The organism is Bacteroides clarus YIT 12056, from assembly GCF_900129655.1.
Taxonomy (GTDB): Bacteria; Bacteroidota; Bacteroidia; order Bacteroidales; family Bacteroidaceae; genus Bacteroides; species Bacteroides clarus.
This window is the reverse complement of the sequence record NZ_FQWK01000001.1, coordinates 402,797-428,071: the sequence shown is the minus strand read 5'-3', so window position 1 is coordinate 428,071 and position 25,275 is coordinate 402,797. Positions and strand designations below refer to the sequence as shown.

The 25,275-nt window shown below is 48.0% G+C and carries 11 protein-coding genes; all 11 read left to right on the top strand.

The window, feature by feature from the left end; all coding sequences use genetic code 11:
• Nucleotides 1–4: 4 nt before the first annotated feature.
• The 11 genes from BUB52_RS01555 to BUB52_RS01505 all read left to right on the top strand — a co-directional run bounded on the left by BUB52_RS01555 (nt 5) and on the right by BUB52_RS01505 (nt 25,135).
• Nucleotides 5–1,669, top strand: a complete 1,665-nt coding sequence (locus tag BUB52_RS01555; protein WP_039951102.1) for a RagB/SusD family nutrient uptake outer membrane protein — start codon at nt 5–7, stop codon at nt 1,667–1,669.
• 65 nt (nt 1,670–1,734) lie between these two features.
• On the top strand, nt 1,735–4,284 hold the full coding sequence (locus BUB52_RS01550) for a DUF4962 domain-containing protein (protein ID WP_009123148.1): 2,550 nt from the start codon (nt 1,735–1,737) through the stop codon (nt 4,282–4,284).
• A gap of 290 nt (nt 4,285–4,574) precedes the next feature.
• Nucleotides 4,575–5,318, top strand: a complete 744-nt coding sequence (locus BUB52_RS01545) for a DUF3575 domain-containing protein (RefSeq protein WP_009123146.1) — start codon at nt 4,575–4,577, stop codon at nt 5,316–5,318.
• A 12-nt stretch (nt 5,319–5,330) separates the two neighbouring features.
• Nucleotides 5,331–6,386: a DUF6562 domain-containing protein gene (locus BUB52_RS01540; RefSeq protein ID WP_009123145.1), complete on the top strand. Its 1,056-nt coding sequence runs from the start codon at nt 5,331–5,333 to the stop codon at nt 6,384–6,386.
• Nucleotides 6,387–6,437: 51 nt separating this feature from the next.
• Nucleotides 6,438–8,177: a DUF6562 domain-containing protein gene (locus BUB52_RS01535; RefSeq protein ID WP_009123144.1), complete on the top strand. Its 1,740-nt coding sequence runs from the start codon at nt 6,438–6,440 to the stop codon at nt 8,175–8,177.
• 208 nt (nt 8,178–8,385) lie between these two features.
• Nucleotides 8,386–10,974 carry a DUF4962 domain-containing protein gene (locus BUB52_RS01530; RefSeq protein ID WP_009123143.1) on the top strand — a complete coding sequence of 863 codons (2,589 nt, stop codon included), beginning with the start codon at nt 8,386–8,388 and terminating at the stop codon, nt 10,972–10,974.
• Between the two features lie 139 nt (nt 10,975–11,113).
• Nucleotides 11,114–14,119: a polysaccharide lyase family 8 super-sandwich domain-containing protein gene (locus BUB52_RS01525; protein ID WP_009123142.1), complete on the top strand. Its 3,006-nt coding sequence runs from the start codon at nt 11,114–11,116 to the stop codon at nt 14,117–14,119.
• A gap of 28 nt (nt 14,120–14,147) precedes the next feature.
• Nucleotides 14,148–15,557, top strand: coding sequence for a sulfatase family protein (locus BUB52_RS01520; RefSeq protein ID WP_009123141.1), 1,410 nt, complete (start codon nt 14,148–14,150; stop codon nt 15,555–15,557).
• A gap of 33 nt (nt 15,558–15,590) precedes the next feature.
• Complete coding sequence (locus BUB52_RS01515) at nt 15,591–16,811, top strand: glycoside hydrolase family 88 protein (protein WP_009123140.1); 1,221 nt, start codon at nt 15,591–15,593, stop codon at nt 16,809–16,811.
• 209 nt (nt 16,812–17,020) lie between these two features.
• Nucleotides 17,021–21,067 (top strand): hybrid sensor histidine kinase/response regulator transcription factor, encoded by a 4,047-nt coding sequence (locus tag BUB52_RS01510; RefSeq protein WP_009123139.1) that lies wholly within the window; start codon nt 17,021–17,023, stop codon nt 21,065–21,067.
• Nucleotides 21,068–21,103: 36 nt separating this feature from the next.
• Nucleotides 21,104–25,135 carry a hybrid sensor histidine kinase/response regulator transcription factor gene (locus BUB52_RS01505; protein ID WP_009123138.1) on the top strand — a complete coding sequence of 1,344 codons (4,032 nt, stop codon included), beginning with the start codon at nt 21,104–21,106 and terminating at the stop codon, nt 25,133–25,135.
• Nucleotides 25,136–25,275: the final 140 nt, after the last annotated feature.

Below are 25,275 nucleotides of genomic sequence, written 5' to 3'. Positions count from 1 at the left end.
CGATATGAAACGAATTAAATACCTATATTTTTCAAGCATGCTCTTTATGGGAGCCATATCCATATCCGCCTGTACCGATATGCTTACGGAAAAACCGGAAAACACCTACGAAAAGGACGGATATTTCATCAGAGAAGAAAATGCCGAAATGGCAGTAATCGGTACCTATGAAGGGTTGACCGAGGACTACAATCTTTGGGGGGCGGACGATATTTACTACTCTACCCGTGTGCAGAACGACAATGCCAAAGATGCTATCTTCAGTTACATCATGACTCCCGCCAATCAGATTGTCAACACCGCCTGGAAGGCCAAGTACAAAACCCTGAACCGTGCCAACTATACGATTGAAGGCATTCAGGGGATGGACGGATACCGGAACAATGAAATATTACAGTCTTATGTAGCGGAAGCCATGTTCATACGTGCCATGGTTTCTTTCGACCTGGTGCGTATGTGGGGAGACGTACCCTACGCAACCGAATACAGCAAGAGCTACGAAGCCACTTACAAACCCCGTACCGACCGTGAGCTAATTTATGACCGGATAATCAGCGACCTGACCTTTGCCAAGCAACATCTGGCGTGGGGTACTGCCTCATCCTCACCGGAACGTGCCACACAAGGGGCAGCAAGAGCATTGCTGATGCGTGTGCTGCTGCAACGTACCGGTTACAGCCTCCAAATGGACGGTACACTGAAACGTCCCGACAACGATAAACGTCAGGAATACTTCAAAGCGATTATAGAAGAATGGAAGGCCTTTCAAGAAGAAGGAAAGTTCCACGGATTCTACGAAGACGACGCTAACAGTTATGAAGCCCTATTCAAGAGTTTTTCCGGTGAAATACTGAATAATAAAGAAAGCCTGTTCGAGATAGCTTTCCAATATCCCAACCGCAAAGGCAGCCTCGGCTCAATCATAGGCGTACAAGTAGCGCAAGCCATCGTTTCCGGCAATGAAAAGAACAATGTCATGGGACGCGCCTCCGTACAATACCGTTGCCTGCCCGAATGGGGCAACTTCTATGAAGCGACAGACCAGCGCCGTGAGGTTATGGTTGCCACACACGTTTGGAACTGGGACAAAGAAAAGCATACACATGTCAAGAAAGATATTTCCGGCTATGCATTTGTAGGCAAATGGAGACGTGAATGGATGCCTTTGGGATACGATGAGCTGAATGCGACCGATGTCAACTTCTGCTACATACGTTATGCCGAAGTAGTATTATCGGCCGCTGAAGCGTACAACGAGCTGGGAGAAACAGCCAAAGCCTGGGAACTGATCAACAGGGTACGTGACCGTGCAAAAGCCACGAAATTAAATGCCGGCAATTACAACGAACTGATGAAAGCCCCGCAGGTATTAAACCTCGATTTCATAGACGACTCCAACGAAGCCGGAAAAATACGTACCGTTCTCTATTGGGAACGCGCTTTTGAACTTGCCTGCGAAGGGGTACGCAAATACGACCTTATCCGTTGGGGCATCTTGAAAGAGGCATTGCAGTTGATAGGCAGCCAAACCAGTGTCAATACCGATAGAAATACACCTTTCCCTGCCGGAAACAACTTTCAGAGTGGTAAGCACGAGCTTTTCCCTATTCCGGAAGACGAAATGCAGGTCAACTATACTCTGAACGGTAAGAATAACCCGGGATACTAAAGAAACCGGAAGTTGAAAGTCATAAGTCGAGAAATCATAAATCAAAAACTACAAATCATAACGTCATGAAGAAACAATTCATCCGCCAATGGACACTGCTGCTTCTGTTCGCATTGGCTATAACGCCGGCTGCACTGGCACAGAAAACCGGTTTAGAGCGAGTGCACGAGAATGTACGTGTCACACCCTATCCCCAGCAAGACAATCCGCTTTACCTGAATCCTTCTCCACTGATAGTACCGGTGGAGATGCGCAAGGCGGACTATTTGGAATTTCAACTGTCACAAGAACAGACTTTTCCTAAAGGAAAGACCCTACAATCCAAGCCCCTTGCCTGGTGTATGTTCAATCCGCACCGTGTGTTGGAGAACGGCACCTGGTACTGGCGTTTCCGCTCGGTAGACAAAGCCGGGAAAGCGGGTGAATGGAGCGCTACCTATAACTTCAGTGTCAGCGAAGACATCCCACAATTCGTGACCCCTACCTTCGACGCCTTTATGAAAAACATGCCGAAAGGTTACCCGCGTATATACTGCTTTTTGGAAGAGGGACTGAAGAAAGCGAAAGGGAATATCCAGACAAGTCCGGAATACAAAGACCTTACAAACAGAGCCCAAAGAGCCTTGAACAATAACTACGAGACCCATCCCACCCCCTATAAAGCGGCCAATTTGATGGGGCAGGACGCCAACCAGCTCTATACCGCCTATCGTGCCACAGGCGAGCAGAGATATGCCGACAAGATGCTGGCATACACACGCGCTTTGCTGGCAAGCACCCCCGACCCGAAACTGATTAATGACTTCTACTGCGGTGATGTACTGTTCCTCCTCACCCACACCTACGATGCCTGCTACGACCGATTGAACCGGGAAGAGCTCCAGAAAATAGAAGACCTCACCTTTCAAATTGCCAAATATCACCACAACGTACAACGTAAAGGAAGGGTAGAAAACCATATTTTCGACAACCACTATTGGCAGCGTGCCTACCGTGAGATGTTGCAGATAGGCCTGATGTTTGCCGACAAGAACGATACGGCCAAAGAAATACTGGAATACTGCTACGAGCTCTGGACTGCCCGTGCCCCGGCATCCGGCTTCAACCGCGACGGCGAATGGCACAACGGACAGGGCTACTTCCATTCTAACGTGAAAACCTTGTGGTACGTTCCCTCGCTGATGTCCTACGTCACAGGCACCGACTTCCTGCAACACCCTTTTTACAAAAACCTGGGCAAAGCGCTTGTCTATGCCTGGCCTCCCCGGAGCATGAGCGCCGGCTTCGGTGACGGTAACGAAAGTTTCAACTACGTATCCCGCCAGCGCGCGGCTCTGGCAGACTACATCGCCCGCGAAACCGGAGACCCTTACGCTATCTGGTATTGCAATGAAAACAAGACCGCGACAGCCGATATGGATATGCGTATCTACCGTATAGCCAGTGCAGACAAAATGTACCCTGCCGGCACACCACTTCCCGAAGATGCCCCCAAAGCCCTGTGGATGCAAGATACCGGAGAGATGCTGGCACATAGCAACCTCAAGCGTTATCGGGAGAACACTTTCCTCAGTTTCCGCTCCAGTCCGTTCGGTTCGGGCAGCCATACGCTTTCCGACCAAAACAGCTTCAACCTGCACTTTCGCGGAGTACCCGTATACCGCTCCACCGGCTATTACCTGCACTTCAGCGACCCGCACAACCTGCTGTCCTACCGCCATACCCGCGCCCATAACACTATTTTAGTGGACGGCATCGGACAACCTTTCACAACCCGCGCCTACGGAAAGCTGGTACGCATGTTGTCGGGAGAAAACATCTCTTATGCCTGCGGTGACGCCTCGAACGCATATTGCGGCCTGACGGACTATCCTATGTGGCAAAAGAACTTCAAGAATGCAAAAGTAGAGGAATCCGTAGCCAACGGCTTCGGCGAAACACCGCTAAAAAAGTATCGCCGCCACATCCTGTTGCTGCACCCCAACATCGTGGTCATCTACGACGAGCTGGAAGCCGGCAAACCCGTACGCTGGGACTGGCTGCTTCACAGTCCCGTACAATTCAAGTTCGATGAGAACGGCAAGGACAAGATTCTCACCACCTACTATCCCGAGAAGAAGTTCACCTCTATCGCCCGGATATTCAGCAACTCCGACTGCAAACTGTCGCAGACAGACCGATTCTTCTCGGCTCCCGACCCCAAGAAGATGCGCAAAGGCCGGGAATATCCCAATCAATGGCACATGACCGCCGCCTACGAAAAGAGTGCCGCCAATCGGATTCTTACCGTCATCACCCTGCAACCCGACGGAGCCAAGCCCCTTAACGTAATACACGATAAGAACGGCAATCCCAATGACTTCGTCCTTGCCGGAAAGTGGAAGCTCAGAGCCCAACTGGATCCTTCACAACCTGCCGAACTGCTGATACGTGATCCTAAAACCGGCGTTCTCTTCAGCTTAGGTAATAAAACACTCCAGATTGAAGGTGAGGACTACAAACGCGAACCGAGCACCTCCGTGCTATTCGATGTAATGGACGGTAAATGGACCATTCATGAAATGTCCGATATAGAACCTATGCCAACAGGGAAACTACATCATGACCAACCGTAATGAAATACCGGAAGCATGGATGAAACGGCCCCCTGCCCGAACACACTTCGGCATCGCGTTTTATCCCGAAACAGTAAGAAATCATGCTATATATATCTGTAAGCCCTTCAGTATGCACAATACTGAAAGGCTTCTAAACAGAATTGTAAGCTAATTCGCCGGCTTCGAACGAAGAGTAAACAAAACAGAAACCCTTTTTTCTGCGGAACATATACATTTGTCAACAGGAAAAGTAACGAAAAACATAGCGACTGAAAAACACAGTTATAAACTATGAACAATACCAGTATATGAAACTGAATACCTATTTATTAAGACAAGTAATCTTGATACTATGCCTCACAATGGTTTCAGCCACTTGGGCACAAGATACAAAGAAGACGGTTATCAACAAGAAAACCGTCATCAACAAGCTGGTTGTCAAAGAACAAAAGGCCGCCCCCAAAACGGCGACGCCAACCTCCAAAAAACAGACATCCGCCAAAGTTAAAGCCGCTCCAAAAAACGACAAAAAACGTAAAGTACAGCCTGTCAAGAAAGTCAACAACAGTCGTTACATCGCACTGAAGACCAACGTTCCTTTCGATGCGCTTGCCGTACAGAACCTTGCCCTGGAAGTACAACTACACAAACACATCACCATAGATTTCCCGATAATGTGGAGTATCAGCGATATTGAACGTGAGCACGCCATCCGTGGCATAGCTTTACAGCCCGAAGGACGTTGGTGGCTGAAAAAAGCAGGAACGGGACATTTCTTCGGACTGCACACTCACCTGGCATGGTTCAATGCCAAATGGGAAGACAACCGTTACCAGACAGCCAAACGCCCCCTTGCCGGAGCCGGTATCAGCTACGGTTACAAAGCAGACCTCTCTGCCCATTGGGGAGTCGAATTCAATATCGGAGCCGGTTATGCCAATATGAAGTACGATACTTTCTATAATATAGAGAACGGAGCCTGGCTCAACACCCGTATCCGTCATTACTGGGGCATCACTCGCGCAGGCCTCTCATTAGTTTATCGTTTTTAAAAAGGAAGAACCATGAAAAAGAAACTCACTACATATCTACTGTACTTGCTGTTGCCTGCCTTGATGACAGGTTGTTTGTACGAACACCCAGTGATGACCGAAGACGGAGAAATAGGCATAGACCCTACATCCGTGACACTGAATGCCAAACTAAAACTCAACCTCAAGATGCCTGCCGCCGAAGAAGGCGGCGAGGCCTTGCTTCGTCCCGAAGCCGGAGAATCCCCTCAATACCGCCACCGATTCATCATCGACGCTTACTTGAACCGTATATGCGTGGCGCGTCAGGTGATTTATCAGGACATTGCCAACGGACGTGATGAGTTGACTATCCCCGTCAATATGAAACTCCATGCACGCAATTACGAGATAGCCGTATGGAGCGATTATGTGCAAATGCCTAATGAAGAAAACGATATTACCGGAACGGAAGACTACTTTTACAATCCCACCGACAACTTTCTGCTCACCGTATACGGCAGCGAAAGTTACCGTAGCAACAACGAATACAAAGATGCTTTCTGCGGTATGGCGCAACTGGACCTTGAAGAGTATCGTGACAAGTGGAATACCCAGGTGTCGCTCGACATGGAATTGACACGTCCTGTTATGCGTTACCAACTTGTGGCAAACGATGTACAGAAGTTCCTGAAGCTCTTTAGCGACGGCAAGCTGAAAGGTGACAACTTCATAGTACGCGTCAAATATATATCTTACCTCAAAATGGGCTATAACGTACTGGAGCGTATACCCCGCCACGGGCTGATGTTCCTACAGCAGGAACGTACCATAAAGAACAGTGCCTTGAAAGACCAAACCACCTATCCGCTAACCTTCGACTACGTATTTGCCGATCCCGATGCCCTGACACGCATCCCTGTGACGGTGGAAATCGAAGTCAATAAAAAGATAGTGGCATCCGCCACTTTCAATGTCACCGGATGGGCAGGCAAGAATACTACCGTTACCTACGGTTTCCTCACGGCCGATCCCAATGGCGGTATCGATTTCAATCCCGACTTCGACGGAGAAGACGAGATTGTGGTTCCCGTATATCCCACTAAGTAACCAAACTAACTATATAATGAAATTTATTAACCAACTAATATCACATTGATTATGAAAAAGAATTTCTTATTCACAGCAATGGCATTCGTAATGGGGTTGATAGCAGCTTCATGCAGCCAGGATGAAATTATCTCAAGTAAAGACCAGACAGGAGGTGGTACTGTATCGATAGCGGTAAATATTCCGGTGAACGATCCTGTGACACGTGTAGCACCCACTATCCCCGACGGATATAAACTGCGCTGCATTCTGCAATTAGTGAAATCAAGCGACAACAGCGACATTACAGACGGAAGATATGTACAGGAAGTTGCAGCAGGAAGCGAGAAGGTGACTTTCACTTTCAATGCACCAAGTGATGCTTACAAATGCCTTTTCTGGGCGGACTATGTGAAAGGAACAGTGGCGGATGTTGCCACAGACGCTGATAATATCTATAATACGGCTGACTTGAAAGCTATCAGCTATACAGCCAACGCCGGAAGCGAGATGTTCAAGGGCGATGTAGCTGATGCTTTCTACGCCTGCTCGCTGGAACCTGTCACAGGAAACGGGTCACTCGCATCAATCACGATGAAGCGCCCTTTCACTAAAATCACATTCAAGGACGGTCAATCAGCTTACGATGAGTACACCAAAATCATAATAAAAGATTTACCCGCTCCCACCGGTTTCAACGTAATGACGGGAGAGACTGCCGGACATGCCGGTAAAGACAACTATGCAAGTATATCTTCTTCCGAACTCACTGTTGAGAACGGAAAATGGTTCAGCGTATACCTGTTTGCAGGCTTAAACCAAGGTAGCTTAGGTACAGGCAATGACATCACATTCGAACTGAAGAACGATGACGGCAGCGCAAGTAGTGGAGAACTCAAATTGAACGGTACAAGTATCACGCTGACCGGAAACACAGTAGTAGAAGCCACTGTAGAGCCACAAAAAAACGGAGATACCTCAATAGACGTAATCTTCCCCGATGGCATGGTAGACCCGAACGCTTTAGCAGTAGGTGATTTTATCAATAAAAACGGTACTTGGAGCAAAACATATTCAGACCAAGCGGTAGCTATCGTGTGGAAATTGGTAACAGACGGTGGCAAATCAGTAAACGATGCAGCAAGTAACTATACCGAGTCTGCTAATGGAACTGACATGACAAGCAAAACGATTGCAGGCTATGCGTTCGCAATTGACTGTCCCAGCCGTGCAAAATTAAAAGGAGACGATGAACTTCCGACATTGAACGGAACGAAAGAGGCCACTGAAATCTTTGGCGATGACGTATATGGAATAACCCAATCCAACAGCTTCTTGGCACAATTTACGGACTATGCTTCCCCTGTATTAACCGCGCTCGAAGCATGGAAAACAGAAAATGTTTTAGCATCCACCGAGAACGTTAGCACATGGTATATACCTACCGCTGCTCAAACAAGGGATATAGTTGGTGTAGTTCTCAATGGAGAAAATGTACAACTTCAAAATAAAGGAGCAGGTGAGTATCCTTTCCCTGCACAGATAGCAGCCATATATACTGCATGGCTGGCAGCCAGAGGCGAAAGTAAATTCCAAAACTCTTCCGGTGCAAGTTATCTTCTCACATCAGGCAGCATTATAAAAGATAATACAGACCAGCTTGCTATTATATCAGTACAGGAAGATACTCAAATAACAGTAGGAGAAGAACAACTTATCGGAAACAAAATAGGTTACCGTACCGAGAATATCGGTCAGTACACTATCCGCCCCGTCCTCACTATCTTTGATGGTATCAGCAAGGCACAATAAGAAGTTGCAGCCCACTGACAACAAGATAATTAATCATCCCCGTCTCACCCGCCGTAGCTACGAACGCGTGTGGGACGGGGTTCTATCAGTACCCCCGTACAGAATGAAGTTGTTTCAAAATATAAGAAACCTTTATCTTGTACCCATCAGTTCCGCAGCCTCCTGCAAGCACTTGCAGACGAAAACATTAATCACCTAACAAAACCATATGAAAACACCATTCTCCCCCCTCTGCCGCCATGCCGCTCACCTCTGCCTTGCAGTACTGTTACTCTCGCTCTCCGCCTGTCACGACGATGTACCGTCCGTTTCCTCCGAAGAGCCCGGCACCGAAGGAGAAGAAACAACCGAACTCTCCGATGCCTATCATGACAAAATACGTACCGCCCCTTACCCCAAAATAGATAACGAACTCTATCTGAACCCGCCCCCCCTCATCGTACCTCAAAGTATGAAGACAGGTGAGCGTCTGCTGTTCGAACTTTCACGCAGCAAAGATTTCAACACCACAGAAACCATGCGTTCCGAAGCCGATGAATGGTGCATCTTCAACCCTCACCGCAAGTTGGAAACAGGTATCTGGTACTGGCGTTTCCGCCAAGCGGACACCCACGGTACACCTCAAGGCGAATGGAGCGAACCCTATCACTTTGAAGTACCGGACGAAACACCCGTATTCGTCACCCCCGCCTTCAGCGAATTCCAAAGCCGTATGCCGCACAGCTATCCGCGCCTCCACTGCTATTTAGACCCGAAGATAGAAACTGCCCGCCTGAACGTAAAATCACACCGCGAATACAAGATGCTGACAGGTCGTGCACAAGACGCGCTCAATACCGACTACACCACGATGAACCCTAACGAAAATACCGGAACACTGTGCATACACACGCAATCGCTCTACGACGCTTGGCACCTGACACAGGACGACAAATACAACGACTGCATGTACCGGCTGCTCCGGCAGATGCTTGCATACCCTGTAAGCGACGCACTGCTGTTCGCGTCCAACTTCGCCTCTACCGACATTGCCATCTGCTATGCCCGTATCTACGACCAGCTCTATAACCGGCTGACACCGGACGAACGCGCCGCCATCGAGAAGTTGATGATGCGCGTGCTTCGCTGGTACTACCCCCAACATTGCGGAACACAAGAAAACCATATCTTCGACAACCACTTCTGGCAGCAGAATATGCGCGTAATTTTCCAGTGCGCCTTGCTGCTGTACGACAATACTGTCTATGCCGACGAAGTGCTTCCCATGCTGAAATACTATTACGAACTGTGGACGGCACGTGCCCCGGCCTCGGGCTTCAACCGCGATGGCGTATGGCACAACGGCAGTGGATACTTCAATGCCAACCTCGAAACGCTGCACTACATGCCGATGCTCTTCTCCTACGTCACAGGCACCGACTTCCTGCAACACCCGTGGTACAAGAGCGCAGGCCGCTCGCTTGTCTACACCTGGCCGCCCCACTCCAAAAGCAGCGGTTTTGGCGACGGCAGTGAGCAGGGCGATGAGCCCGCACGGCAGCGCGTCGCCTTTGCCGACTTTCTGGCACGCGAACTGAACGACTCCTATGCCGGATGGTATGCCTCGGAATGCGACGATACCATGCAGGGAGACCGGCTCTTCCGCTTGTACCGTATGTGCTCCACACGCCGCTACGACACCTCTCTGCCTGCCGATGCCGCCAAAATGGTGTGGTACGAAGACACAGGCGAAGTCACTATGCATAGTTGTCTGACGGATACGGAGAAAGACGTGAACCTGTCGTTCCGTTCCAGTACCTTCGGTTCAGGCAGCCACACCACATCAAGCCAAAACGCCTTCAACCTATTGTTCAAAGGAAAAGAGATATATCGCAGTTCGGGCTATTACCTGAACTTCAATGATGCCCACAACCTGATGTCCTACCGCCACTCGCGGGCACACAACACCATTTTAGTGAACGGCATCGGCCAGCCCTATTCCACCCGGGGCTACGGCAACATTATGCGCACACTTGAGGGCGCACACATCACCTACTGCCTGGGCGATGCCTCGAAAGCCTATTGCGGCATCTCGGATGACCCTATGTGGGTGCAAGCCTTTGAACGGGCAGGTATCACGCAAACCCCGGAAAACGGCTTCGGCGAGACACCGCTTACTAAATACCGCCGCCATGTACTTATGCTACATCCCGAAGGTATCGTCCTCATCTACGACGAACTGGAAGCATCGGAACCCGTCACCTACGACTGGTTGTTGCACAGCCCCTCGCAATTGTCTCTCAACAAAGAGTTACTTACAATCAACCATGCCGATTATAAATCCGGCTACACTGTCGTGACCCAACTGTTCTGCAATAACCCCGTCAGCATGTCGCTGACCGACCGGTTTCTCGTCAATCCCGACCCCGCCACCATGAAAGCGGGAGAAACATATCCCAATCAGTGGCACATGACGGCACGTATCGAAAGAGAAGATAAAACCCGTATTCTCGCCGTAATACAAGTGAATGCCGGCAACACGGCTCCGCAAATCATCCGTAAGACAGGCGGCACGCTGACAGTAGGTAAATGGACAATCAATGTCGAACTGGATGCCTCGAGACCTGCCGCTCTCAACATTATCCATTCGGATAATCCCGTACATTTCAGTTACGGTAAAGAAAGCCCGACACTAAACGGTGTACTCTACCCGAGGGAACATAGCATGTCGTCTCTACTTTACGATGAAACAGGCGGTGAATACAAAGTTGTAGAAGTGATTGATCAGCTGCCCGCATCCACCCGTATAGCCCGTTAACAACAAGATTATAATTTCATCGCACACAATTGTAATGCAATAGAAGAATATTATTATCCTTAAAAACAACATTATACTCCCGTTTCGAGTGAATACGTTACTTTTGTTTCGCAAGAGAAACTATAAAAACCAAAACAGCATGAAAGACAAGATTCTTCATTTATTGATTGTATTATTCATCTTCCCGGCTCTGGCATCCGCCGCACCAAAGGAAGAAAAAGTATTTGCCAATTACTTTGACATCCCGGTAAACAGCCCGGAAGGAACGGAAGTTATCGGCCGTATTCATTTGGAAAGGAACAAGGATGTGCTGACAAACCCTATTCCTGCCGGTTATCACTTTGAGATTCTCAAACAAGAGGACGGAATGTTCAAACTGGAAACCCGATACGACTTATCTAAACGTATAATGGGCGTACTCACCGTGGCCCAAGGGCAGAACACCGGAAGCACCCCTTCCAATCATCGCCTGACCATTGCCCTGAAGGACGGTGACAAACAACTGAAAAAGTTCAATATCAACGTCAAAGTTGTAAAGGAAACCTTATGGAGTTTGTTCAACAAGCGATATACCCCGAAAACACTTGAGAACAAACGTCTATACGGACGTATCAAATACACCGATGATGAAGTAGCCGCCAAGATTGACGAACTGAAAAACAACGGCTGGAAATTTGCCGGACTGGAGAAATGTTACCAAGGGCGTCCGCAAGACTATGTAGCCAAGCTCGACCCGACCAACGACCATGCGCCGAGCGGAACCATAGAATACGACTGGGCGGAAGTCGCCAACCGGATAGGCGGACTGGGTTATTCCTACGCCACTTCCAAGGTATACGGGCCTAAAGGCGACCCCGAAAAGCGAAATGAGTTAAAAGAGACCTTGTATCAGGCAATATTAACCTATACCAATTCCGTGCCCGTAGAGGGAAACGAAGTCATGGTAAATGGAAAGCCGATCGGCAATTGTACCGGTGACGGTTTCGGCATGCTGCAAGCGCACAACATGGCAGGTATGCAGACACCCACTCACCAATGGACACTGACCGACCCATTGGTAGTGCCCGTACTCCATCTGATGCCCGAACTGCTGAAAGGCATGCGCAATCAGGATGAAACCTGTCTGAAAGTGCATAACGCCCTGATACGTTACCTGCAAATCTTCTTTGCCGAAATAGAAAGCCGCCGCGCCATCGACAATCCCGATGGACGCTGGGGCGAATTGCAAGACACCATCTACTCGTCCGGTGCATGGGCAGACGCCAACCTCGGACACCGTTCACGTACATTATTGGCGTTACCCATCATCTGGGCAGACTACAACCGTCCCTTGACTTACGTACAGTATTGGTACAGCGATTTCTACCACGACCAGCCATTTAAAGGATTCAGTTTCTCACCGGGTTGGAGCCCTCACGGCATTGTACCGGACCTCAGCCGCTGGATGACCAAATATAATATTATAGCCCACAAATATATACAGTCCGGGTTCCAGCCCGACGGAACCATCTCCCACCATATAGGCAATGCGACCGATGCCGCCATGGTAGCCTATGGCTTCGAATGGTTGACGGACTGTAACAGCGGATACGGCTATTTCAAGAACACGAAATTCAAAATAGCCGATAAATACTACCAGTTCCAACTGGACCGCCTGCTGAACGTATATCCGAAACTATTCTACAAGCAGCGAATGGACTTCCTTGTTGCCGGACGTTCCTTCCTGGATGACCTGCGCGCATTTACCACCAAAACCTATACCAAGGCGGTGAAATCTATGCTCAATGCGCAGAACAAAGGCTCCAAACTGGCCGGAGTAGAACAGTTGAACACAATCTGCCGGCAACTGAAGGACAATACATTTGAATATTCGGGTACGGATGCCTATTGGGTAAACGAATATCTGGTACACCGCCGCGGTGAAAACGAAATGCCATTTTACGCTTCGCTGAAGCTGAAATCGGAACGTACCGTAGGCGCCGAGGATTTCAGTAAGAAAGTCCGCCGCTCTTGGCACATGGGATATGGTATCTTGCAAGTTAAAGTAAAAGGAGATGAATATTCCGACAAGGTTATCTGCAACTTCGACTGGCACGCCCTGCCCGGACTGACGGAAGAATGGCGTACCGATCCGATGCCGCTGGGACATGCGCAGGCATCGCTGCCGGGACTGAACAAGATTTCGGGTGTACTGGCAGACGGCAAAACCGGCATGGGTATCTATCACCATCTGCCGAAAGAAACATACAGTTCGGCCACCGCGTTCAAGAGTTACCATTTCATCGAGGACAAAATCATCGCTTTGGGAAGCGATATCGCCCGCCTGCGTCCGGGACAAGGAAATGAGATTACAACTTTCATCGACCAAACCGCATTGAACAGTCCGTTGACTTGGTGTGCGGGTGAAGAAATACAAACCGTAGAGCCCGGACAGTCAATAAACCTCACACAGGAAATAAAAGATGTATGCTGGCTGCATCAAGGCAGCAAAGGGTATGTTATCTTACCGGTAAAACAACTGTCATTACAGATAAAGAGCGGTAAGGAAATAAATATCACCGACCGCACGATAGCCGATAAGAAACCGAATTTCATTATCGCCGTAAGCCATGGAGTGCAACCCGGACAAAACCGGGATAACGCCTACCGTTACATACAGCTTCCCAACGTCAGTGCGGAAGAAATGCCGGAACGCGTGGAAGCCTTGTTGAAAAACCTGGAATTCACCATGCAAGACGGTGCCGCACATGCGGTATATTCCGATACGGACAAAACCTGGCAGTATGCTTTCTTCAAGCCGGGAAGCATTTCCGTAGGCAAAACCACGGTAACTTCCAATGATGTGGCACAGATTATGCTGCGTGATAATGGATCGGAATGGGTATTGTCCGTAAACAACCCGATGCCGGACGGGCAGAAACAAACTCTGACTTTCAGCACATCCGCCAAATTGCCCGCCGGAACCTATACCTATCAAACCAAAGGCGTATACCCGCTCGAAGGCGAAACCGTTACGGTAACATCAGAAGGCAAAGGCAGCAAGGTTACGGTAGAATTGCCGGACAGCCGCGATGCAGCAAAATACAACTATCAATCGGACTTGTACGCAGCTACGCCGATAATAGTGAACATCCCCAAAAAGTAACATGAAGAAGTACTTAAAATAACGCACAATGAATAAACTATCCATAGTATGTTTGGCTGCTGCAGGATTATCATCCTGCACCGGCTCCCAAACAACGCAATCCGAGAGCGGAAATGCAGATAACAAATCCGCCCGCCAACCCAATATCGTAATCCTGCTGACCGACGACCAGGGATACGGCGACATGAAATGTTATGGCAGTCCGCACCTGCAAACTCCCAACCTGGACCGATTGGCTGCCGAAGGAACCCGTTTCACCAATTTCTACGCCGGAGCAGCCGCTTCCACCCCTTCCCGTGCCGCCTTGCTCACCGGACGTTACGCCGAGCGTGTAGGAGTACCGGGCGTAGTAGACGATACCTCGGAAAACGGTATCAAACGCAGTGAAATCACTCTGGCGGAATATTTGAAACAGAACGACTACGCCACAGGAATCGTAGGCAAATGGCATTTAGGATATCAGCCTGAATATCTGCCGCTGCGCCACGGCTTCACCGAATTCTTCGGTCTTCCCTATTCCAATGATATGTGGCCTTACCACCCGGCACCCGACCATGCCTATCCGGCGCTGCCGCTCTACGACAACGACCGTGTGATAGAATACAACGCTCCCGTCAACCAAATGACCACAAGACTGACCGAGCGTGCCATCCGGTTCATCAACGACCACAAGGCGGAACCGTTCTTCCTTTATCTGCCCTATACCCAGCCTCACGTGCCATTGGGCGTATCGGACAAGTTCAAAGGAAAATCCGGTGAAGGCCTTTATGCCGACGTAATCATGGAAATAGACTGGAGCGTAGGCGAAATCATGAAAACCCTGAAAGCCAACGGGCTGGACGAAAATACCATTGTCATGTTTACTTCCGACAACGGCCCGTGGCTGAGTTACGGTAATCACGGCGGCAGCAACGGCGGACTGCGTGAAGGTAAAGGAACTACTTTCGACGGCGGACAGCGCGTACCTTTCATAGTCCGTATGCCGGGCGTAATCCCCGCAGGCAAGGTGAGCGACCAGTTCCTCTCCGCCCTCGACATCACGCCGACATTGGTAAACCTCACCCAATCGCAGATGCCCCGCATGAATAAATTCGACGGACAAGACGCTTGGGGTATCCTTACCGGAGAGGAAACAGGACACCGGCCTTTCTACTTTGTATACAACGGCGTAGTGGAAGCTCTGCGCGACGGAAAATGGAAATGCGTAGTTCCGCATAGCTACCGCATCGTAAAAACTCCCGGCAAGGACGGGCTACCCGGCGAACAGATTGCCAAAGGCGGAAACATCGGCCTTGCCCTCTTCGACATGGAAGCCGACCCCAAGGAAAGTAACGATATGGCAGCACAACATCCTGAAATCGCAGAGCAGATGTACGCCCGAATCAAAGAGCTCCAAAAAGAGATAGACGAAGAAATGAAACATCTTATAATTGAATAAAATACACTCGTATAAACAAAAACGAATCGTATCATGAAAAGACCCGTACTGCTATTGGCATTAACCCTGCTGGGTTGCCAAAGTATCCTGACAGCCCGGCAAATGCACCCTCTTCAGGTGAAGGTGGTGCCCGCATGGGTGGCAAATGCCTTCACGGTGGCGCAAACACAATCGGAAGCCATGTACAACGAAGTTATGAAAACCGGACTGCTTCCACGCTCTATCCAACGGGGATTACAACCCAAAACAGACTGGACGGCAGGCTTCTTCCCCGGTACGTTATGGTATCTGTACACCTACACCGGAGAAGATACATGGAAAACGCGTGCCGAGAAAGCCACCGCCTTGATGGAAGGAGAACAGAACAATGCTTTCGACCATGACATAGGTTTCAAAATGTATTCATGCTTCGGAAACGGTTATCTGCTGACCGGAAACAAGGCCTACCGCCACATCATCTTCCGTTCTGCCAAAACGCTGACCTCACGTTACTCGTACAAAACAGGACTTATCATGTCGTGGGAACCGGATGTAAAACGAGACTGGCTCTTTCCGGTCATCATAGACAACATGATTAACCTGGAATTACTGATGGAAGCCTACAAAATGTCCGGCGATACCACACTCAGGCATATCGCCGTCTCCCATGCGGACAAAACCATGAAATATCATTACCGCAAAGACATGTCCTGCCCGCATGTTGTGGACTACGAACCGGAAACGGGAGCCATGCGCAAGTACGATTGGAACAACGGTTCGGACGACACGGCGCACTCCACCTGGTCTCGCGGCCAATCTTGGGGGCTCTACGGCTTTACGATGATGTATCGCGAAACAGGTGACCGGAAATATCTGCAACACGCAGAAAAGATTGCGGATTTCCTGCTAAGTCACCCCAACATGCCCGAAGATATGATTCCTTACTGGGATTACTCCGCTCCCGAACGCTCAAAAATGCGCGATGCATCGGCAGCAGCCGTTATGGCTTCCGCATTAATGGAACTCAGCACTTATTCCGCCCGGGGAAAGAAATACTTTGAAGCCGGAGAAAAACAGCTGAAAAGCCTGTCTTCTCCCGCCTATCTGGCAAAACCCGGAACCCATAAAAACTTCATCCTGATGCATGCCACCGGAAACTTACTGCGTAACAGTGAGTTGGACGGCGCGCTCTCGTATGCCGATTATTATTACATGGAGGGATTGTTGAGATACCTGCGACTTATCAATGGGAAAGAGCTGTATAAGGTGATATAGTTGTTTTTGTTACTGCGCATACTTAGAATTAAAGTTTAGTTTATAAGAATCAAAGTTTAATTCATAAGAACCAAACTTTAATTCTTAAAGATAAAAGTTCAATTCTAAATATGCGTAGTACCAAAAGCAACTATTCTTTTCGGCGCAGGCATGTTCATATAGAGTTTTTTCGTACCTTTGCTGTACAAAACCTTATCAATCAATGAACCATGACAAAGCCTATCATATTATCCGTATTACTTTGGCTATTCATATATCCGCTTCACGCACAGACTGCCGCGCCGATCAGTTTCGTCCATATCGGATTGGACGAAGGCTTGTCACAAAGCACCGTATTCGATATTGCCCAGGACAAATACGATAATATGTGGTTTGCCACCTATAACGGACTGAACAAATATGACAGTTATACATTCACCGTATATCAGCACAATGAAAAAGACCCGCTAAGTTTAGGCTGCGATATCGTCCGTTCGTTACAGACTGACGACCAAGGCAGAATATGGGTCGGAACTTATGAAGGCCTTTCATTGTATGACAGCGACAAGGAGTGTTTCCAAAATTTCCAATACACGAAAGAAGGTAAAAACATGCCTGTCAATAAGATTGTAACAGTCAACGGGGAACTGTTGCTTATCTATACGGATGAAGAGCTTATCCTGTTCAACACCCGCACGCAATCATTTTCCAAGTCCCTGCTGAATCCCGATTTGTTTACCATCACTCCCACATCCGTCAATCGTCAGGGAGACTACATCTATATAGGAAGCCGGGAAGGCCTGTTCTCTTACTCCGTCCCGGACAACACGATCGGAAGCATCGCACCTGAGGTATTTAAAGAGAAACGCATATCCGCCGTATTGCAACAGTCTCCCACCCAGTTATGGGTAGGTACCGAAGGTAACGGACTATTCCTCATAAACCCGCTGAACGGCGACGTCAAACAATATACGGCAACACCGGGAAGCACACGCCCGATCAGTTCAGACTATATACGCGTGCTTTCGTTGGATACGCAAAACAGGCTATGGGTAGGCACTATCAATTCTCTCAACATATATCAAAAGGAAACCGATTCGTTTTCGATATACAAGAGCAACCCTCTGAGGAAAGGCAGTCTGTCGCAGACTTCCATTCGCAGCATATTCACCGATTCGCAAGGCGGAGTATGGCTGGGAACCTTTTTCGGCGGTCTGAATTATTACCACCCGTTGAAGAACCGCTTTCAAAAGATACAGTCTGTTCCCAACCGTAATTCTTTAAACAACAACATAATAAACTGCATAGTAGAGGATGGGGGAAGTAATTTATGGATCGGTACAAACAGCGGTGGCGTCAACTTCTATAATTCCAAAACCAATACATTTACCCACTATACTCAGAAAGACGGCCTGGGGTCTGATGACGTAAAGACAATCTATGTGGATGAGCAACAGAACAAAGTCTATATCGGTGTACATGCCGGCGGAATCAGTGTGTTACACCGCAACACCGGCCGCATCGAAACCTTTACCATCCCGTATCCGTCGGGCATTGCCACAAAAAGCATCTATGCCATCGTACCCATCGGTAACGGTGAATATTGGGTAGGAACATTGGGAGGGGTGGTACGTTTTAATCCCGCGCTGAAGACGTTCACTCCCGTTACTACCGAAAAGAACGGCCGACCGTTTAAAAGTACGCGAATCACCACCGTATTCAAGGACAGCAAGCAGCGCCTCTGGTTCGGAAGCGAGACAGGCCTCATCGTCTATACACAAGACGGAAACGAATTGCAAAGCATTCCCGTACTGTCTTCGGACTCCCCGCTTAATCATCGTTTTATCAACTGCATATACGAGGGAAGCAACGGTATCTTTTGGATTGGTACCCGTAACGGTATTTACCGCTTTGATGAAACGGATAAAACAAGTAAACAATATACTACTGAAGAAGGGTTACCTAACAATGTCGTATTCGGCATATCGGAAGACTTTGAAGGAAAGCTGTGGATAAGCACGGATAAAGGATTGAGCTGTTTCCAGCCCAAGACTGAAAGGTTCCGTAATTTCACAAGCAACGACGGATTGCAAAGCAACCAGTTTACAGCATCCGCCTACTGCCGTACCGCCAATGGAAAGATGTACTTTGGCGGAATCAAAGGCATCACGGCCTTTCAACCGGAAGAAATCGTAGACAATCCGTATACTCCTCCGGTCATCATCACTCACCTGCGGCTTTTCAACAAGAAAGTTACACCGGGTGACGGTACACGCATACTGAAAACCAATATCCGGGAAACCCGCAGCATAACCCTTACCGCGAGACAATCCATGTTCTCACTGGACTTCGTAGCGCCCAACTACATATCAGGCCAACACAATACTTTCGCCTATATGCTGCAAGGATATGACAAAGAATGGTATTACACAGACAATCAACGTACCGTGTCCTACTCCAACCTGCCGGCAGGGACATACCGCTTTCTGGTGAAGGCCGCCAACAGTGACGGTAAATGGAACGAGAAACCGACCGAACTGGAAATCACCGTATTACCGGTATGGTATAAAACATGGTGGGCCGTGCTGATGTTCACCGCGGCTTTCATCGCGGTTACAATTTTCATATTCCGCTACTTCTGGATGCGTAAAAGTATGCAGGCCGAGCTCCAAATGGAACGGGTGGACAAAGAGAGACAGAAAGAAGTGAACGAAATGAAGCTCCGTTTCTTCATCAACATCTCGCACGAACTGCGCACGCCACTGACCCTGATACTCGCCCCCGTACAGGAAATGATGGATAAGGTAAGTGACAGATGGCTGCACAAGCAACTGGAACATGTACAAAAAAACACCAACCGGCTGCTGCATCTGGTGAATCAGCTGATGGACTACCGGCGTGCCGAGTTGGGAGTATTCAATCTCAAGGTCAGACGTAACCCGATTCACAAAGTCATTGAAAAAGACTTCTTATTCTACGACCGGCTGGCTCAAAGGAAAAGAATAGCCTATAACCTTTCTTCAGAGGTAGAGGGAAAAGAAATCCTTTGCGACCCCAACTATCTGGAACTGATTGTCAACAACCTGCTATCGAACGCGTTCAAATACACCGATGAGGGAAAAAGCATTACAGTGGTACTGAGGGAAACCGGTAAGGAACTGCTGCTGCAAGTAAGAGATACCGGAAACGGAATACCCATCGACAAGCAAGCTAAGATATTCGAACGTTTCTATCAAGCGGACAACGAACACATGGGAAGCGGAATAGGCTTATCATTGGTACAACGCCTTGTAGACTTGCATCACGGACGAATCGAGCTGGAAAGCCGGGAAGGTGAAGGAAGCGCCTTCTCCATTTATCTACCGACAGAAGAAACGGCATATCGACCGGAAGAAATAGCAACCCGGACAAACGCCATCGGGGAACAACAGGTGTACACCACCAACAATCAGGATATGTACATCGTTGACACGGAAGATGAAAAAGAGGTAATAAAAGAAGAAACGGCAGAGAGTGACGGGACACGGAAAGAAAAGATACTCATCGTAGAAGACAATTTCGATATTCGTCGATATCTGAGTGATGAGTTGGGAAAAAGTTACCACATATCGGAAGCGGGTAACGGAGAGGAAGCATTGGCGCTCATGAAGGAGCAAGAGGCGGACTTGATTCTTACGGATGTCATGATGCCCGTTATGGACGGCTTGCAACTGTGCAAACAGATTAAGCAGAACCTGCGCACCTGTCATATACCTATCATCATACTGTCCGCCAAAGCGGATTTGAAAGAGCAACTGGAAGGATTGCAGGTAGGTGCGGACGATTATATCCCCAAACCGTTCTCGATGGCGGTGATTACCACGAAAATCAGAAACCTGTTCCGCACGCGTTACCGGGCTATCGAGCATTACTCCAACTCTTTGGAAGTAGAGCCGGAGAAAGTGGCGCTCAACGTAATGGACGAAGAACTGCTGAAAAAAGCGGTAGCCATTGTTGAGAAACACATGGATGACGTGGAATTTTCCACCGATGATTTTGCCCGTGAAATATGTATGAGCCGTTCCAACCTGCATCTAAAGTTAAAGGCGCTCACCGGAGACACAACAAATGACTTCATACGTAAAATCCGTTTCAACCGGGCATGCAAACTGCTTAAAGAGGAACGGTATACAGTAGCTGAAATCAGCGCAATGGTAGGTTTCAATACTCCTTCTTATTTCTCAACGAGCTTTAAGAAGTATTTCGGCTGTCTGCCTTCGGAATATATCAAGTCGTAACAAGATATCCATACAAAAAACTTAGAAAAACAAAATATGACAAAGTACTTCACCTTCCTTATAGCAACCATTATTGCATTGTTATCACCGCTTCATGCACAGCCTGCGGAACATATCAGTTTTGTGCATATCGGAGTGAATGAAGGGTTATCACAGAATACTATTTTTGACATAACCCAAGATAAACAGGGCAATATGTGGTTTGCCACCCATGACGGTCTGAACAAGTACGACGGTTATGATTTTACCGTATATCAACATGACGAGCAGAATCCATACAGTATCGGAAGCGATATAACCAGAGCGTGCATGAGCGATTCACAAGGAAATATATGGATAGGTACGCAGGAAGGCTTATCGCTCTATGACGCAACACAAGATAAATTCTACAATTACACCTACCCGAAGAATAAAGCCAATACCCCAATCAACGGTATGGTGGAAATCAATGAAAATCAGTTGCTCCTATTCGCAGGCAAAGACGAGAATCTTTTGCGGTTCGATACCGGAACCCGCCGATTTTCCGATACTCCGCTGCACCCTTCGCTTTTATCCATATCACCTACCGCTATCAGCAGACAAGGAGACAATATATACATCGGAAGTTATGAAGGAATGTTCGTCTACTCAATCTCCCGCAACACGCTCGAAAATGTCCTGCCGGAGAAGCTGAAAGGAAAACAAATACTCTCTATTTTACAGCAATCCCCGGTCTGCCTATGGGTGGGCACAGAAGGAAACGGATTATACAAAATCAATCCCCGGACAAAAGAAGCAATCAATTATACCCACATCCCCGGAAAGAAAGGAAGTATCAGTTCCAATTATATCCGTTCACTGATACTCGACTCGCAAAATGTTTTGTGGATAGGCACTATCAACTCTCTGAATATCTATAACGAGGCTACCGACTCCTTTAACAGCTATACCAGCAATTCAGAGGTCAGCGGAAGCCTTTCGCAAACATCCGTCCGTGACATTTTCATGGACACTCAAGGAGGAATGTGGTTAGGAACCTATTATGGCGGATTAAACTATTACCATCCGTTGAAGAATCGCTTTCATAACATACAATCCGTTGCAAAAGAAAATTCGTTAAACAGCAATACCATAGGCTGTATCAAAGAAGACGCACAAAAAGGTATCTGGATAGGTACCAATAACGGCGGTCTGAACTATTACAACCCGCAAACGCAAAAATTCACACATTATACACAGAAAGACGGCCTCGCTTCCAATGACGTAAAAGCCATACATATAGATGAAGCGCAGAATCTGGTCTATATCGGAACCCATACCGGCGGGCTCAGTATTCTGCACCGGAATTCCGGCCATATCGAAACGTTTAACAGTAGAAATACGAGAAACGTATACGACATCCGGCCGGCCGCCAACGGTGACTTATGGCTGACCGGCATGACGGTTCTTTTACGTTTTGACACCCGGCAGAAAACATTTACCCGCGTAACTCTCCAAAGTAACGGCCGCCCTTTGGAGCAGGAACAATTTACATACATATTACGTGACAGTAAACAACGCCTTTGGCTGGGCAGCGAAACAGGACTGAACGTGTACACGGAAGACAATAACGGACTATTAGTCTGCCCTATACTCCCGGACAGTTTTCCGGTACGGCGTAAGGCAGTCAACGCCATATACGAAGCACGGAACGGAATTTTCTGGATAGGAGCGCGAAACGGGCTCTACCGTTTTGACGACAGTACAAAGGAGTATAAACAGTATACCACCGCTGACGGACTGCCCAACAACGTGATACACGGAATCTTGGAAGATGCATCCGGCAGACTGTGGCTAAGCACGAACAAAGGCCTGAGCTGTTTTCAGCCCGAAGCTGAAAAATTCCGTAACTATACGGACAATGACGGGCTTCAAAGCAACCAATTTACGAATAATGCCTACTACCAAGCGTCAGACGGCCAAATGTATTTCGGCGGCATCAACGGCGTCACTACATTTCATCCGGAACAGATCGTAGACAATCCGTACACTCCACCGGTTGTAATCACCCGATTGCACCTGTTCAATCAAACGGTATTTCCCGATGACGATACCGGCATATTGAAGAAAGACATCAGCGATACGAAAAGCATCACACTATCGAGCAAGCAATCCATGTTTTCACTGGATTTCGTGGTATCGAACTACATATCGGGTAATCATAATACGTTTGCCTATATGCTGCAAGGCTATGACAAAGAGTGGTACTACTCCAATATCTTGCGTACGGTATCTTACTCCAACCTGCCGGCAGGAACCTACCGTTTCCTTGTAAAAGCAGCCAACAGCGACGGGAAATGGAATGAAATACCGACAGAACTGGAAATCACGGTATTGCCCGTTTGGTATAAAACATGGTGGGCTATCCTGTTATTCATCATCGCCTTTATCTCCATCGTCATTTTCGTCTTCCGTTACTTCTGGATGCGCAAAAGTATGGAAGCCAAACTGCAAATGGAACGCGTGGACAGTGAGCGGCAAAAAGAAATGAATGAAATGAAACTGCGTTTCTTTATCAACATTTCCCATGAATTGCGTACTCCGCTCACTCTGATTCTCGCTCCGGTACAGGAAATGCTGGATAGAGTAAGCGACCGATGGCTGCACAAGCAATTGGAACATGTCCAGAAGAATACCAACCGGCTGCTACACCTGGTGAATCAGCTGATGGACTATCGGCGTGCCGAATTAGGCGTGTTCAATCTTAAAGTAAGACTCACCCCGATACACGATGTTATCGAAAAGAACTTTTTATTCTACGACCGTTTGGCGCAACGCAAGCGAATATCCTATAACTTCAACTCCAATGTCGAGGGACGCGAGATTCTCTGCGATCCGGATTATATGGAACTGATTGTAAACAACCTGCTTTCCAACGCCTTCAAATATACCGGTGAGGGCAAAAGCGTCACTGTTACATTGCAGGAAGAGAACCATGAACTGCTTCTCCGGGTAAAAGATACAGGAAACGGTATTCCCATCGACAAACAGGGAAAAATATTCGAACGCTTTTATCAAATAGATAATGAGCATTTGGGCAGCGGCATCGGATTATCATTGGTACAGCGACTTGCAGACTTGCACCATGGACGAATCGAACTGGAAAGCGAAGAAGGGGCAGGAAGCACTTTCTCCGTCTATCTGCCCACAGAAGAATCGGCCTATCTTCCGGAAGAGAAGCAATCCGCATCAGACCCCATGGAAGAACAGAGAATGTATACCACCAACGACCAGAATATGTATGTAATCGATACGGAAGTAAAGGAAGTGACAGAGGAAACAACGGAAGCAGACAGGCAACGTAAAGAAAATATCCTGATTGTAGAAGATAATACGGACATCCGGCAGTACCTCTGCGAAGAGTTAGGCAACAGCTATCACATCCTGACAGCAGAAAACGGTGAAGAGGCGTTATCCATCGTGAAAGAACAAGAGATAGACCTTATACTGACCGACGTCATGATGCCCGTTATGGACGGCTTACAGTTATGCAAACAAATCAAACAAAACCTGCGTACCTGCCATATACCTATTATTATCCTGTCTGCCAAAACCGATTTGAAAGAGCAATTGGAGGGCTTGCAAGTGGGTGCGGACGATTACATTCCCAAACCTTTCTCAATGGCAGTGATTGTTGCGAAAATCAGGAACCTGTTCCGTACCCGGTATCGGGCTATTGAGCATTATTCCAACTCATTGGAAGTGGAACCGGAAAAAGTGGCGCTCAACCCGCTGGACGAGGAGTTATTAAAGAGAGCAATAGAAATAGTGGAACGAAATATAGATAATGTAGAGTTCTCCACAGATGAATTTGCCCGTGAGATGTGCATGAGCCGTTCCAACCTGCATATCAAGATGAAAGCGCTGACAGGCGAACCGACCAATGACTTCATTCGTAAGGTACGTTTCAACCGGGCATGCAAGCTGCTGAAAGAAGGAAGATACACAGTAGCAGAAATCAGCGGAATGGTAGGTTTTAATACCCCATCGTACTTTGCCACCAGCTTTAAAAAATACTTCGGTTGCCTGCCGTCAGAGTACGGAAAGTAACTATTCGGACAGAATTAAAATACAATTCGACAAAAGTGAGACAGGTTTGCACCTGCCTCACTTTTTATTACACGCTACTATAAGCCGAAAAGTATTTGCTTGCCTATATTTGCTTTGAACAAAAAGGCAAGAATACATAT

What these genes read in the sequence shown, in the direction of transcription:
- BUB52_RS01555 (WP_039951102.1), top strand. Translation starts at nt 5, where the DNA reads ATGAAACGAATTAAATACCTATATTTTTCAAGCATGCTCTTTATGGGA.
- BUB52_RS01550 (WP_009123148.1), top strand. Translation starts at nt 1,735, where the DNA reads ATGAAGAAACAATTCATCCGCCAATGGACACTGCTGCTTCTGTTCGCA.
- BUB52_RS01545 (WP_009123146.1), top strand. Translation starts at nt 4,575, where the DNA reads ATGAAACTGAATACCTATTTATTAAGACAAGTAATCTTGATACTATGC.
- BUB52_RS01540 (WP_009123145.1), top strand. Translation starts at nt 5,331, where the DNA reads ATGAAAAAGAAACTCACTACATATCTACTGTACTTGCTGTTGCCTGCC.
- BUB52_RS01535 (WP_009123144.1), top strand. Translation starts at nt 6,438, where the DNA reads ATGAAAAAGAATTTCTTATTCACAGCAATGGCATTCGTAATGGGGTTG.
- BUB52_RS01530 (WP_009123143.1), top strand. Translation starts at nt 8,386, where the DNA reads ATGAAAACACCATTCTCCCCCCTCTGCCGCCATGCCGCTCACCTCTGC.
- BUB52_RS01525 (WP_009123142.1), top strand. Translation starts at nt 11,114, where the DNA reads ATGAAAGACAAGATTCTTCATTTATTGATTGTATTATTCATCTTCCCG.
- BUB52_RS01520 (WP_009123141.1), top strand. Translation starts at nt 14,148, where the DNA reads ATGAATAAACTATCCATAGTATGTTTGGCTGCTGCAGGATTATCATCC.
- BUB52_RS01515 (WP_009123140.1), top strand. Translation starts at nt 15,591, where the DNA reads ATGAAAAGACCCGTACTGCTATTGGCATTAACCCTGCTGGGTTGCCAA.
- BUB52_RS01510 (WP_009123139.1), top strand. Translation starts at nt 17,021, where the DNA reads ATGACAAAGCCTATCATATTATCCGTATTACTTTGGCTATTCATATAT.
- BUB52_RS01505 (WP_009123138.1), top strand. Translation starts at nt 21,104, where the DNA reads ATGACAAAGTACTTCACCTTCCTTATAGCAACCATTATTGCATTGTTA.